The organism is Siccibacter colletis (assembly GCF_000696575.1).
Taxonomy (GTDB): domain Bacteria; phylum Pseudomonadota; class Gammaproteobacteria; order Enterobacterales; family Enterobacteriaceae; genus Siccibacter; species Siccibacter colletis.
Map to the genome: position 1 here is coordinate 131525 of NZ_JMSQ01000001.1, position 13051 is coordinate 144575.

The 13051-nt window shown below is 56.1% G+C and carries 11 protein-coding genes and 1 riboswitch; of the genes, 5 read left to right on the forward strand and 6 right to left on the reverse strand.

Going from position 1 to position 13051, the window contains the following annotated elements:
* Positions 1–172: 172 nt before the first annotated feature.
* The 3 genes from ilvN to leuO form a co-directional block, all read right to left on the reverse strand.
* Positions 173–664 (reverse strand): acetolactate synthase small subunit, encoded by a 492-nt coding sequence (gene ilvN / locus ET34_RS0100580; RefSeq protein WP_031518587.1) that lies wholly within the window; start codon positions 662–664, stop codon positions 173–175.
* Between the two features lie 2 nt (positions 665–666).
* Positions 667–2391 carry an acetolactate synthase 3 large subunit gene (gene ilvI, locus ET34_RS0100585; RefSeq protein WP_031518588.1) on the reverse strand — a complete coding sequence of 575 codons (1725 nt, stop codon included), beginning with the start codon at positions 2389–2391 and terminating at the stop codon, positions 667–669.
* Between the two features lie 403 nt (positions 2392–2794).
* The gene (gene leuO / locus ET34_RS0100590) at positions 2795–3739 is read right to left on the reverse strand and encodes a transcriptional regulator LeuO (protein ID WP_031518590.1); all 945 of its coding nucleotides are present in this window, start codon (positions 3737–3739) and stop codon (positions 2795–2797) included.
* Positions 3740–4529: 790 nt separating this feature from the next.
* On the opposite strand from leuO, the gene leuA reads away from it, so the two are divergent.
* The 4 genes from leuA to leuD are packed head-to-tail and all read left to right on the forward strand — an operon-like array spanning position 4530 to position 9211.
* The gene (leuA, locus tag ET34_RS0100595; protein WP_031518591.1) at positions 4530–6101 is read left to right on the forward strand and encodes a 2-isopropylmalate synthase; all 1572 of its coding nucleotides are present in this window, start codon (positions 4530–4532) and stop codon (positions 6099–6101) included.
* The gene (gene leuB / locus ET34_RS0100600; protein ID WP_031518593.1) at positions 6101–7192 is read left to right on the forward strand and encodes a 3-isopropylmalate dehydrogenase; all 1092 of its coding nucleotides are present in this window, start codon (positions 6101–6103) and stop codon (positions 7190–7192) included. Before leuA ends, leuB begins: the two co-directional genes overlap by 1 nt.
* 2 nt (positions 7193–7194) lie before the next feature.
* Positions 7195–8595 (forward strand): 3-isopropylmalate dehydratase large subunit, encoded by a 1401-nt coding sequence (gene leuC / locus ET34_RS0100605; protein ID WP_031518595.1) that lies wholly within the window; start codon positions 7195–7197, stop codon positions 8593–8595.
* A 10-nt stretch (positions 8596–8605) separates the two neighbouring features.
* Positions 8606–9211: a 3-isopropylmalate dehydratase small subunit gene (leuD, locus tag ET34_RS0100610; protein ID WP_031518597.1), complete on the forward strand. Its 606-nt coding sequence runs from the start codon at positions 8606–8608 to the stop codon at positions 9209–9211.
* Positions 9212–9305: 94 nt separating this feature from the next.
* Here the strand turns inward: leuD and ET34_RS0100615 are convergent, their stop codons facing one another.
* The 3 genes from ET34_RS0100615 to sgrT all read right to left on the reverse strand — a co-directional run bounded on the left by ET34_RS0100615 (position 9306) and on the right by sgrT (position 11136).
* Entirely contained in the window at positions 9306–9458 is a 153-nt protein-coding gene (locus ET34_RS0100615; RefSeq protein ID WP_031518600.1) for a Hok/Gef family protein, read from the reverse strand.
* Positions 9459–9679: 221 nt separating this feature from the next.
* Positions 9680–10858: a sugar efflux transporter gene (locus ET34_RS0100620; protein ID WP_031518601.1), complete on the reverse strand. Its 1179-nt coding sequence runs from the start codon at positions 10856–10858 to the stop codon at positions 9680–9682.
* Between the two features lie 101 nt (positions 10859–10959).
* Positions 10960–11136: a glucose uptake inhibitor SgrT gene (gene sgrT / locus ET34_RS21345; protein WP_072001925.1), complete on the reverse strand. Its 177-nt coding sequence runs from the start codon at positions 11134–11136 to the stop codon at positions 10960–10962.
* A gap of 89 nt (positions 11137–11225) precedes the next feature.
* On the opposite strand from sgrT, the gene sgrR reads away from it, so the two are divergent.
* Entirely contained in the window at positions 11226–12884 is a 1659-nt protein-coding gene (gene sgrR / locus ET34_RS0100630) for an HTH-type transcriptional regulator SgrR (RefSeq protein WP_031518603.1), read from the forward strand.
* 63 nt (positions 12885–12947) lie between these two features.
* A riboswitch (TPP riboswitch) is annotated at positions 12948–13049 on the forward strand.
* Positions 13050–13051: the final 2 nt, after the last annotated feature.

The following is a 13051-nucleotide window of genomic DNA, read 5'->3' on the forward strand; positions in this document are numbered from 1 at the left end:
TGAGTTGAGTGTGTTATCCATAGTCACAATAAGGATATCGTCTTAATCCTGTAACATCTAAGCGCAGAACAGTAACAGGGGCAACCGCTTTCGCGCCTGCCCTGACGCTTTTGGCGAAAAAAAACCCGGAAACAGGCTCCGGGTTTTTTATATCGCTAACCGCTTGCGCGGCTTAGCGCATAATCTTTTCCCCACGGGCCAGCCCGACTACGCCGGAGCGCGCGACCTCCACCACTTTTGCCACGTCGCGGATCGTCGCCAGGAAGGCATCCAGCTTCTCGCTGGTGCCGGCAAGCTGTACGGTATACACAGAAGGCGTGACGTCGATAATTTGCCCGCGGAATATCTCTGCGTTGCGCTTCACCTCTTCACGGCCATAACCGCTCGCCTGCACTTTCACCAGCATGATCTCGCGCTCAACGTGCGCGCCCTGCCCCAGTTCGCTGACGCGCAGCACGTCCACCAGCTTGTGCAGCTGCTTTTCGATCTGCTCCAGTACTTTTTCATCGCCCACGGTCTGGATAGTCATCCGCGAGAGCGTGGGGTCGTCGGTTGGGGCAACGGTCAGACTCTCAATATTGTAGCCGCGCTGTGAAAAGAGACCGATCACCCGGGACAGTGCGCCCGATTCATTTTCCAGCAGTACTGATAATATCCGGCGCATAATCAGGTTCTCTCCGTTTTGCTTAACCACATTTCGTCCATACCGCCCCCGCGGATCTGCATCGGGTAGACGTGTTCAGTACCATCAACCGTAACATCCACAAACACCAGGCGACCGGCACGTACCTGCTCAAGCGCCGCTGCGAGTTTGCTTTCCAGCTCGTCGGGCCGGGTGATGCTGATGCCGACATGGCCATAAGCTTCAGCCAGCTTCGCGAAATCAGGCAGTGATTCCATATAGGACTGCGAGTGGCGTCCGGAGTAGATCATGTCCTGCCACTGTTTCACCATTCCGAGATAGCGGTTGTTAAGATTGAGCACCAGCACCGGCAGCTCATACTGCAGCGCGGTGGACAGCTCCTGAATGTTCATCTGGATGCTGCCGTCCCCGGTCACGCAGATCACCGTCTCATTCGGCAGCGCCAGCTTCACGCCAAGCGCAGCCGGGAGGCCAAAGCCCATGGTGCCCAGCCCGCCGGAGTTGATCCAGCGGCGCGGCTTGTCAAAGGTATAGTAGAGCGCAGCGAACATCTGGTGCTGACCCACGTCGGACGTCACGTAGGCATCGCCGTTGGTCAGACGATAAACCGTATCCACCACCGCCTGTGGTTTGATTGCCTGACTTTCGCGATCCCACGCCAGGCACTGGCGTGCGCGCCACTGTTCAATCTGCTGCCACCAGTCGCGGATCTCATCCAGCGGCTGACGGTTATCTTCCTGCTGCAACAGTTCCAGCATCTGGCTCAGCACCTGCAGCGCATCACCCACGATCGGCACATCGGCATTAACGGTTTTTGAGATCGACGTCGGGTCGATATCGATGTGCAGCACCGTGGCGTTCGGGCAGTATTTCGCCAGATTATTGGTGGTGCGATCGTCAAAGCGCACCCCGACGGCAAAAATCACATCGGCATTGTGCATCGTCATGTTGGCTTCATAGGTGCCGTGCATCCCCAGCATGCCCAGCGCCTGGCGGTGCGTACCGGGAAATGCGCCCAGCCCCATCAGGGATGACACCACCGGCAGATTCAGTTTTTCAGCCAGCGAGCGCAGTTCAGCTTCACAGTGGGCGTTAATCGCCCCGCCGCCCACGTAGATCACTGGTTTTTTCGCCGCCAGCAGGGTCTGCAGCGCGCGTTTGATCTGCCCCTTATGGCCCTGCGTGGTCGGGTTGTATGAGCGCATGCTGACCGACTCAGGCCAGACGTAAGGCAATTTCTTCGCCGGATTGAGGATATCCTTCGGCAGATCGACCACCACCGGGCCGGGACGGCCGCTGGCAGCCAACCAGAACGCTTTTTTCAGTACGGCGGGAATATCTTCGGTCTGCTTAACCAGGAAACTGTGCTTCACCACTGGTCGGGAGATCCCCACCATGTCGCACTCCTGGAAGGCATCGTAGCCGATAAGCGACGTAGCAACCTGTCCGGAAAGCACCACCAGAGGAATGGAGTCCATATAAGCCGTTGCGATACCGGTGATCGCGTTGGTTGCGCCGGGGCCGGAAGTGACCAGCACCACGCCCACATCGCCCGTCGCTCGTGCGAGGCCGTCGGCCATGTGCACTGCCGCCTGCTCGTGGCGCACCAGGACGTGATCGATCCCCCCGACGGTATGCAGCGCATCATAAATATCGAGCACTGCGCCTCCGGGGTAACCGAACACCTGCTTAACGCCCTGATCGATAAGCGATCGGACGACCATCTCGGCTCCTGACAACATCTCCATGGTTTGCCTCCAGGCTGTTATTGTTATCGACGGACTGCGGAACTCATTTCCGCACTGTCTCAGGTTGCAGGCCGCTCGGCCTGCACTTTACTCGTTATCATCGCCTTAACATAACCGCTGAAAATCAGGCAGGCAATGCATAGCCAGAGCCGCACAAATGCCGTGCCGTCAGGAGCGAGGCGGTAATAAGCGCAGCAAACCGAGTTAAATATCAGGAATAAGCAAAAGTAATGACAGGAAATGTTATAAAAGGCGGCGATAGTAGCGCTAAAGCAAATTTCTTCAGCGGCACACAGCGTTGCGATGGGTGCGGCACTGCTTGCGGAATAAAATGCTAATAATGTTGCAGCAGGCAGTAAAAAACCGGGAGCGACACTCCCGGTGTGGATTTTCTGGCAGGGCGTTATTTACGGCAAATGGCGGTAAGCAGCTCTTCCATCCACTGGTGCCCTTTATCGCGGCCTGCCGCCTCATGCCAGGATAAATAACAGGTACGGCTATTAAGCTTAAGCGGCAGCGGATTAATTTTCAGATCCAGGGTTTCATCAAACTCTTCCGCCAGCCAGCGCGGCGCAATAGTCACTAATTCCGTCTGGGATACCACATTCAGCACGCTGGTCATGGCCATACCCTGATAAGCAATACAGGTTTGCTTATCAGGCGTGTCATACCAGGGCAGACTGAACGAGGCGAAGCGATCCAGTGAGACGACAGCATGTTGCTCATTATATACATCGCTTTCACGCATCGGCATATTGATACGCGGATGCTTGTTACTGCAAACCAATACCATTTCATCTTTAAACAGCGGTACGCAGGTAAATTCCGGACGACGAAACTCATCATAGCCAATAACAAATTCCGTCTCCTGATAACGCAGTTGATGCTCAATATTCTGATTCAGACAGGATTTAAAAATCAGATGTATATTAGGCGCAATTTCCTTAATCCGGTTAAATATCATTGACGTCAATAGATTATCTAACGGACTGGCAACGCACAGATTAAATACCCGTTCGCTACTGACTGGCTCAAAGCCCGAGCCGGGTAGTTCATTCTGAATCAGCTGCAGCGCCTGACGCACCGACCCAAATAACTTATAGGCGCGAGCGGTTGGCTGAATGCCCCGGCCGAAACGAACAAAAAGTTCATCATTAAACATAAGTTTAAGCCGGGATACGGCATTGCTCACTGCAGGCTGAGACATCCCCAGATGGTGCGCTGCGCGAGTGATGTTTTGCTCCTGCATTACCGCGTCAAACACGGTCAGCAGGTTAAGATCCACCATCCGCAACTGCGATTTAATTTCATCAACCCCGTGATGCTTTTCGATATGATCATCAGACATAGTCCACTCCCCTGATCGCATTTCTTCCCTGGCCACATATTGCCGTGGCCTTCCTGTAGACGTGGCACGCCGCGCTATTTAACCTTACCGGCAATACCCTTTCTCTTAATAACCCTCTTCAGACATCTCACGCTAACACCAGAACCAAATGTGAAATAAATGGTAATAAATCAGCACAGCCAGATGGCATTTAAAATATTTCGATTAAAAAAAATAAAAATGACACTCGAATTACCCGAGATTAATATTCATCCGTAAAATAATTAACTCTATGAATACAAAAGCGTGCACCGCTGTGGAGTGACACAAAACACGCCCTTTCATAAAGGGGGGAGTATTAGAGCATTATACCCATCCAAATAACATATAGATTAATTCTTATTTTTAACGCACCTCTCACAGCCTTTAATGACGCTTATTGACAGGCAAAATCAGAGTCTAACTTTGGATCTTTTAGATATTGCTTTCATGAGGATTTTCTCCAGTACATTGTTCTAAAGTCGCTGCCAGCACGTCGCCCGTTAATTTACTGTGACATGCAAAACAATTGTTGACACTTCAGACACTATCAAGTACCTCTAAAAGTATATTCACGCATTCACAGAGGTTTGATTCATGTTCAACACTGCTCGCCTTCTCGGTCTACTACTAAACGCCTTCACTGAGCGCGGTAGACTGTCGGGCGGCAAGCAACACTGAGTCGAACCAACAGAACAAAAAACCCGCGCCGCTGCGCGGGTTTTTTTATGCTCGCAGCACGGCGCCCCAGTACACGACAAGGACCCGAATCATGAGCCAGCAAGTCATTATTTTCGATACCACGTTACGTGATGGTGAACAGGCATTACAGGCCAGTCTGAGTGTTAAAGAGAAGCTGCAAATCGCACTGGCGCTGGAACGTATGGGTATCGACGTAATGGAAGTTGGCTTTCCGGTCTCTTCACCGGGTGATTTCGAATCGGTGCAGACCATTGCCCGCCAGGTGAAAAACAGCCGCGTCTGCGCCCTGGCCCGCTGCGTAGAGAAAGACATCGATGTGGCGGCAGAGTCGCTGAAAGTAGCCGAAGCGTTCCGTATCCACACGTTCATCGCTACCTCGCCGATGCATATCGCGACCAAACTGCGCAGTACCCTGGATGAGGTGATTGAGCGCGCTGTTTATATGGTGAAACGCGCACGTAACTATACGGACGACGTCGAGTTCTCCTGTGAAGATGCAGGCCGCACGCCAATTGAAGACCTGGCGCGTGTCGTGGAAGCCGCCATCAATGCCGGTGCAAAAACCATCAATATTCCTGACACCGTGGGCTACACCCTGCCCTTCGAATTCAGCAACATCATTACCGGTCTGTATGAACGCGTGCCGAACATTGATAAAGCGATTATTTCCGTCCACACCCATGACGATCTGGGGATGGCTGTCGGCAACGCTGTGGCGGCGGTAAACGCCGGAGCGCGTCAGGTTGAGGGCACGCTGAACGGTATCGGCGAGCGCGCTGGCAACTGCGCGCTGGAAGAGGTCATCATGGCGATCAAACTGCGCCAGGCGATGCTGAACGTGCATACCAACATCAACCACCACGAAATCTGGCGCACCAGTCAGACCGTGAGTCAGATCTGCAATATGCCGATCCCGGCCAACAAAGCGGTCATCGGTTCCGGCGCGTTCGCGCACTCGTCGGGCATCCACCAGGACGGCGTGCTGAAAAACCGCGAAAACTACGAAATTATGACCCCGGAGTCTATTGGCCTGAATCAGGTGCAGTTGAACCTGACCTCCCGCTCCGGGCGTGCGGCAGTCAAACATCGCATGGAAGAGATGGGCTATCACGAGAATGACTACAGCCTGGACGATCTGTACGCCGCCTTCCTGAAGCTGGCGGATAAAAAGGGTCAGGTATTTGACTATGACCTGGAGGCGCTGGCGTTCATCAACAAACAGCAGGAGGAGCCAGAGCATTTCCGTCTCGACTACTTCAGCGTGCAGTCAGGCTCCAATGACATTGCGACAGCGGCGGTGAAACTGGCCTGTGGCGATGAGGTGAAAGCTGAAGCCGCCAACGGTAACGGCCCGGTTGACGCGGTGTACCAGGCGATCAACCGCATCACCGACTACAACATTGAGCTGGTGAAATATGGCCTGAGCGCTAAAGGTCACGGTAAGGATGCCCTGGGCCAGGTCGATATCGTGGTGAACTATAACGGCCGCCGTTTCCACGGCATGGGCCTGACCACCGACATCGTCGAGTCGTCTGCCCGGGCGATGGTGCACGTGCTGAACAACATCTGGCGTGCCGGTGAAGTGGAAAAAGAGTTGCAACGCAAAGCACAAAATAAAGAACACAATCAGGAAACCGCGTGATGTCTAAAAATTATCATATTGCCGTTTTGCCGGGCGACGGAATTGGCCCGGAAGTGATGGCGCAAGCCCTGAAAGTACTGGAAGCCGTGCGTCAGCGCTTTGAAATACGCATTACCACCAGCCATTACGATGTGGGTGGTGTGGCTATCGATCGTCACGGCAACCCGCTGCCGCAGGCAACGGTGGAAGGCTGTGAGCAGGCAGACGCCATCCTGTTTGGCTCTGTCGGCGGCCCGAAATGGGAACATTTACCGCCAGCCCAGCAGCCGGAGCGTGGCGCCCTGCTGCCGCTGCGTAAACACTTCAAGTTGTTCAGTAATCTGCGTCCGGCGAAGTTGTACCAGGGGCTGGAAGCGTTCTGTCCACTGCGTGCCGACATCGCCGCTAACGGCTTCGACATTCTGTGCGTGCGTGAGCTGACCGGCGGCATCTATTTTGGCCAGCCGAAAGGGCGCGAAGGCAGCGGTATGCATGAAAAAGCGTTTGATACCGAGGTTTACCACCGCTTCGAAATCGAGCGCATTGCCCGTATCGCGTTTGAATCGGCCCGCAAGCGCCGCAGCAAAGTGACCTCTATAGATAAAGCAAACGTGCTGCAGACCTCGCTGCTGTGGCGCGAGATCGTTAATGAGATTGCCGGCGAATACCCGGATGTTGAGCTGGCGCATATGTATATCGACAACGCCACCATGCAGTTGATCAAAGATCCATCGCAGTTCGACGTGCTGCTGTGCTCCAACCTGTTCGGCGACATTCTCTCTGATGAGTGCGCGATGATCACCGGCTCGATGGGGATGCTGCCGTCAGCCAGCCTCAATGAGCAGGGCTTTGGCCTCTATGAGCCCGCGGGCGGCTCCGCGCCGGACATCGCCGGGAAAAACATTGCCAACCCGGTTGCGCAGATCCTGTCGCTGGCGCTGCTGCTGCGCTACAGCCTGGAAGCCGACGAGGCCGCCGCTGCCGTTGAGCGTGCCATTAACCGCGCGCTGGAAGAAGGCGTACGCACCCGCGATCTGGCCCGCGATGGCCAGGCAGTCAGCACCGATGAAATGGGCGACATCATCGCCCGCTATGTGGCCGAAGGGGTGTAATCATGGCAAAGACCTTATACCAAAAGCTGTTTGACGCTCACGTGGTGTATGAAGCGCCAAACGAGACGCCGCTGCTCTATATCGACCGTCACCTGGTGCATGAAGTGACCTCACCGCAGGCATTTGACGGCCTGCGCGCCCACGGTCGTCCGGTACGCCAGCCCGCGAAGACGTTTGCGACTATGGATCATAATGTATCGACCCAGACCAAAGACATCAACGCCTCCGGCGAGATGGCGCGTATCCAGATGCAGGAGCTGATTAAGAACTGCAACGAGTTTGGCGTTGAGCTGTACGACCTGAACCACCCGTATCAGGGCATCGTCCACGTGATGGGGCCGGAACAGGGCATTACCCTGCCCGGCATGACCATCGTCTGCGGCGACTCCCACACCGCCACCCACGGCGCGTTTGGTGCGCTGGCGTTTGGCATCGGCACCTCCGAAGTGGAGCACGTGCTGGCGACCCAGACCCTCAAGCAGGGCCGGGCTAAAACAATGAAGATCGAAGTTAACGGCGTGGCGGCACCGGGCATTACCGCAAAAGACATCGTGCTGGCGATCATTGGTAAAACGGGCAGCGCTGGCGGCACCGGCTATGTGGTGGAGTTCTGCGGCGACGCAATTCGCGCCCTGAGCATGGAAGGCCGCATGACCCTGTGCAACATGGCGATTGAGATGGGTGCCAAAGCCGGGCTGGTCGCACCGGATGAGATCACCTTCAACTATGTTAAAGGTCGTCTGCATGCGCCAAAGGGCAACGATTACGATGACGCGGTAGCGTACTGGAAAACCCTGCACACTGACGAAGGCGCACAGTTCGACAGCGTGGTCACGCTGCAGGCCGAGGAGATTGCACCGCAGGTGACATGGGGGACCAATCCCGGCCAGGTGATTTCTGTCACCGACGCCATTCCGGACCCGGCATCGTTCGCCGACCCGGTTGAGCGCGCCAGTGCGGAAAAAGCCCTCGCCTACATGGGCCTGAAACCCGGCGTACCGCTGACCGACGTCGCTATCGACAAGGTGTTTATCGGCTCCTGCACCAACTCACGCATCGAAGATTTACGTGCTGCGGCCGAGATTGCGAAAGGACGTAAAGTCGCCCCAGGCGTGCAGGCGCTGGTGGTGCCAGGCTCCGGCCCGGTAAAAGCCCAGGCCGAAGCCGAAGGGCTGGATAAGATTTTCATCGAAGCCGGTTTCGAATGGCGTTTACCGGGCTGCTCCATGTGCCTGGCGATGAACAACGACCGTCTGAACCCGGGCGAACGCTGCGCCTCAACCAGCAACCGTAATTTCGAAGGACGTCAGGGCCGCGGTGGCCGCACGCATCTGGTCAGCCCGGCAATGGCCGCCGCCGCCGCCGTAAGCGGGCATTTCGCTGATATTCGTGGCCTGAAATAAGGAGTTCACCATGGCAGAAAAATTTACCCAGCATACGGGCCTGGTCGTGCCTCTGGATGCCGCGAATGTTGATACCGACGCGATCATTCCGAAACAGTTTTTGCAGAAGGTAACCCGCACCGGCTTCGGCGCGCACCTGTTTAACGACTGGCGTTTTCTGGACGATAAAGGGGAGCAACCGAACCCTGAGTTTGTGCTTAATTTTCCGGAATATAAAGGCGCATCCATCCTGCTGGCGCGGGAAAACTTTGGTTGCGGCTCGTCGCGTGAGCATGCCCCCTGGGCACTGACCGACTACGGCTTTAAAGTGGTTATTGCCCCGAGCTTCGCCGATATTTTCTACGGCAACAGCTTTAATAACCAGCTGCTGCCGGTGAAACTCAGCGATGCGGAAGTCGATGAGATGTTTAGCCTGGTTAAGGCTCATCCGGGCATCCGTTTCGAAGTGGATCTCGAAGCCGAAGTGGTGAAGGCTGGTGACAAACAGTATCGCTTCAGTATCGATGCCTTTCGTCGTCACTGCATGCTTAACGGCCTCGACAGCATCGGCCTGACGCTGCAACACGACGATGCCATCAGCGCTTACGAGCAAAAACAGCCTGCGTTTATGGGATAAGGGTAATGGCCCGCGTCCTGCGGGCCATTACGAATGGGTGCATGAGCAGCACCTGCACCTGAAAAGAGGCGGGGATAGCTCCCCGCCAATGAGTTTAACGTCCGGCGTCGTAAGCCAGCTCTGCCACCAGTTCCATTTTTTCCTGTCTGAAGCGCAATTCACACAGCGAATCACGCACCATCCAGGTAAAGATCAGTAGCGTTATACAGATCGTCAATAGCCCCGGCAGCAATTTCCGTTTTCGCATCCAGCCTCCATATTGCTTTTCAGCGACAGGGAGACTACCCTCTCAGTGTTTGGGTGGTAGGGTAGTCCCCCACATCGATTTATAGTCGTGTGGGGCTTTCCACTGCCAGCCCTTCAGCACCGGCTTAAGGCCGACAGCCTCAGGCACCCGCAGCAACACTACCTTTTGCCGCTCCGCCTGTCAGAACCACGATTCCATTCTTCGAGCGTGCTTCCAGCAAATCACACGTCCTTTACCCGCATGGTCATCCCCAGCGTGACCACTGAAAGCGCGGCGATGGCCCAGTACACGGTGTGGTGTCCAAAACTTTCCGCCAGTCCGCCCTGAATGACCCCGGCCAGAATCACCCCGGTTGAAATACTGTTGGTAAACAGCGTGGTCGCCGAGCCGGCGCGGCCAGGCATCAGATCCTGAAACCACAGCATGCCTATCCCGGCAATAATGCCGATAAAGACGGCGTTAAACAGCTGCAGCAGCAGCAACGCTTCGCGGGTATGGAACAGGTTCAGCCCGAGATAAAACAGCACCCCTGATATCACCGCCGTGACCATCATGCGCCGTTTGCCAAAGCGCTTCACGTAATAGCCGGCCAGCAGCATCGCCGGGATCTCAAGCCCGGCGGCCGTGCCCATCAGCAGCCCGGCGAGCGTATCCGGCAGGCCCAGTTCGCTGCTGATCCACAGCGGCATATCGATGATGTACATGGTGTTGCAGGTCCACATCAGCGTGGAGGCAATAAACAGCAGGCGCACGTTTTTATCTTTCCAGCCGCTGACCTCGGTAATCGCCATATCGGCGGGTTGTTCGAGGCGCTCCACGCTCGGGAGAGAAAACGCAATCAGGGCGAGGCTGACAGCAAAGATGCCGACAGCGATCAGAAACATGGTGGTGAAGCCGTAATTAAGCGCGAGGGTAAACGCCAGCGGCGGACCAATCACCCAGGCCAGCGACAGCTGGGCGCGCATGATCGAGCTGAACATCACTACTTCCCGGGCTGAGCGGTCAGCATACTCGCGCGCCAGCGCAAACACCTGCGGCATGGCGGTATTGGCAATGGAGGCCAGCAGCACGCCGCAGGTAATGAGCGTCAGGTAGTGACGGTTGAAAGCGAACAACAAAGCGTTGCCGATTGCCATCAGGCAACAGAACATGATCAGTTTCCGGCGATCCCCCTGCCGATCGGAACGCCGCGCCAGCCACAGGCTGACGCCTATCCCGGCGATGGCGTTAACGGTATAAAACAGACCAACCCAGACCGGACGCGCGCCCACCTCGCGGCTTAAAAACAGACTCAGCGTCGGAGCCTGCAGCGCACCCGCAATGCCCATCATAAAAGAGACCAGCATGAACGCGACGTAAACCCGGTTCAGGCGGCGGCCTTTGGTTAAAAACCAACGCATTGGCGATCCTTGTGCTTAAAAAAGAGGAAAGGGGAAATGATAAACGAAAAAAGCCAGCAGTAGCATACTGCTGGCGGGTGTTCGATAACACCAATACTCAGTCACACATGACGATTGCGATCGGGATAAACGGGCCGGGCGGTAACCTCCCACTGCATCAGATCCTCCAGCATCCGCACGCGTTGTATTGCGCTCAGGCGTGCCAGCCATGAGGGCGAAACGTGCTGCGTGGCGGAGAAATAGCGCTGCCAGAATACTTTTGCAGAAGACCTGTTCATCATTACCTCCTCGCTTTCATCGCCGCTAAGTATTGGCGTAATATGAGGATAATTAAATTGATGAATTTCCCGGCAGGAGTTCCCCTTTTATGTCCTCGGCGCGTCTGCAACAACAGTTTATCCGTCTCTGGCAGTGCTGCGACGGGCAACCTCAGCACACCACGCTCAGCGAACTCGCCGACAGGCTTGCCTGCTCGCGACGTCATATGCGTAACCTGCTCAATGCCATGCAGGCCGAGGGCTGGCTTGCCTGGCAGGCCGAAGCCGGGCGCGGGAAGCGATCCACCCTCACCTTTCTCTACACCGGCCTGGCGCTTCAGCAGCAGCGGGCTGACGACCTGCTGGAGCAGGATAAGCTCGACCAGCTGATGCAGATCGTGGGCGACAAAGCAGCGGTGCGCCGCATGGTGGTTTCGCATCTTGGCCGCAGCTTCCGTCAGGGCAAACATATTCTTCGCGTGCTCTACTACCGTCCGCTGCAGAACCTGCTGCCGGGCAGCGCGCTACGCCGCTCTGAAACCCATATCGTGCGCCAGATCTTCAGCGCCCTGACGCTGATAAACGAGGAAAACGGGGAAATCGAAGCGGATATCGCGCACCACTGGCAGCAGATCTCCCCGCTGCACTGGCGTTTTTTCCTGCGCCCCGGCGTTCATTTTCATCATGGCCGCGAGCTGGAGATGCAGGACGTTATCGCCTCGCTGACGCGCATCCGCACCCAGCCGCTGTTCACGCATATTACTGATATGTCTTCCCCCACCGCATGGACACTGGATATTCATCTCAGCCAGCCGGACAAATGGCTGCCGTGGCTGATGGGCAGCGTGGCGACCATGATCCTGCCGCAGGAGTGGCCCTCCATGCCCAACTACGCCAGCCGCCCGGTGGGCACCGGCCCCTATGCCGTGGTGCGCAACAATAATACCCAGCTGAAAATCCACGCCTTCGACGACTATTTCGGCTACCGGGCGCTCATCGACGAAGTTAACTTCTGGGTGCTGCCGGATATCAGCGAAGAAGTGAGCAGCGGCGTGCATCTGGAAGGCGCGAGCGACGATGAGAAAGCCGTGGAAACCCGCCTTGAAGAGGGCTGCTACTATCTGCTGTTTGATTCGCGCTCCCGCTGCGGGGCAAACAGCGCAGTGCGACGCTGGTTAAGCCAGGTGCTCTCTCCGGTGAATCTCATTTATCACGCCGCCAGAAGCAACCAGCGCTACTGGTTCCCGGCCTATGGGCTGCTGCCGCGCTGGCACCATACCCCGCAGAAAGCAGATTATCCGCCGCCTGCCGGTCTCGAAAGCCTGACCCTGACCTTCTACCGCGACCATGTCGAGCACCGCGTTATCGCCCAGGTGATGGAAACCCTGCTGGCAGAACATCAGGTGTGCCTCATCATTAACGAGGTGAGCTATGAAGCCTGGCATCAGGGCGACGAGGTGAGCGATCTGTGGCTCAACAGCGCTAACTTTACGCTGCCGCTGGAGTTCTCACTGTTTGCCCATCTGTATGAGATGCCGCTGATGCACAACTGTATTCCCATCGACTGGCAGGAGGATGCCAGACGCTGGCGCGCCGGAGAGCTTGCCTTGCCGGAGTGGTGCCAGCAGCGCGTGGAACAGCTTGATATCTTTCCTCTGATTCACCACTGGCTGACCATCCAGGGCCAGCGCAGCATGCGTGGGGTACGCATGAACACGCTAGGCTGGTTTGACTTCAAATCGGCATGGTTTGCCCCACCGGAGCCTTAACGCCGCCTTAGGGAATAATTGACGGGCCACTTTCAATAATTAACCAAATCATTACAATGCAAGACGTTCTCAACGGGGTGCCCTGTCAACCGACCGGCGCTGAGATAATACCCGTCGAACCTGATCCGGATAACGCCGGCGAAGGGATTTGAGGCTGCTGCTCAAAA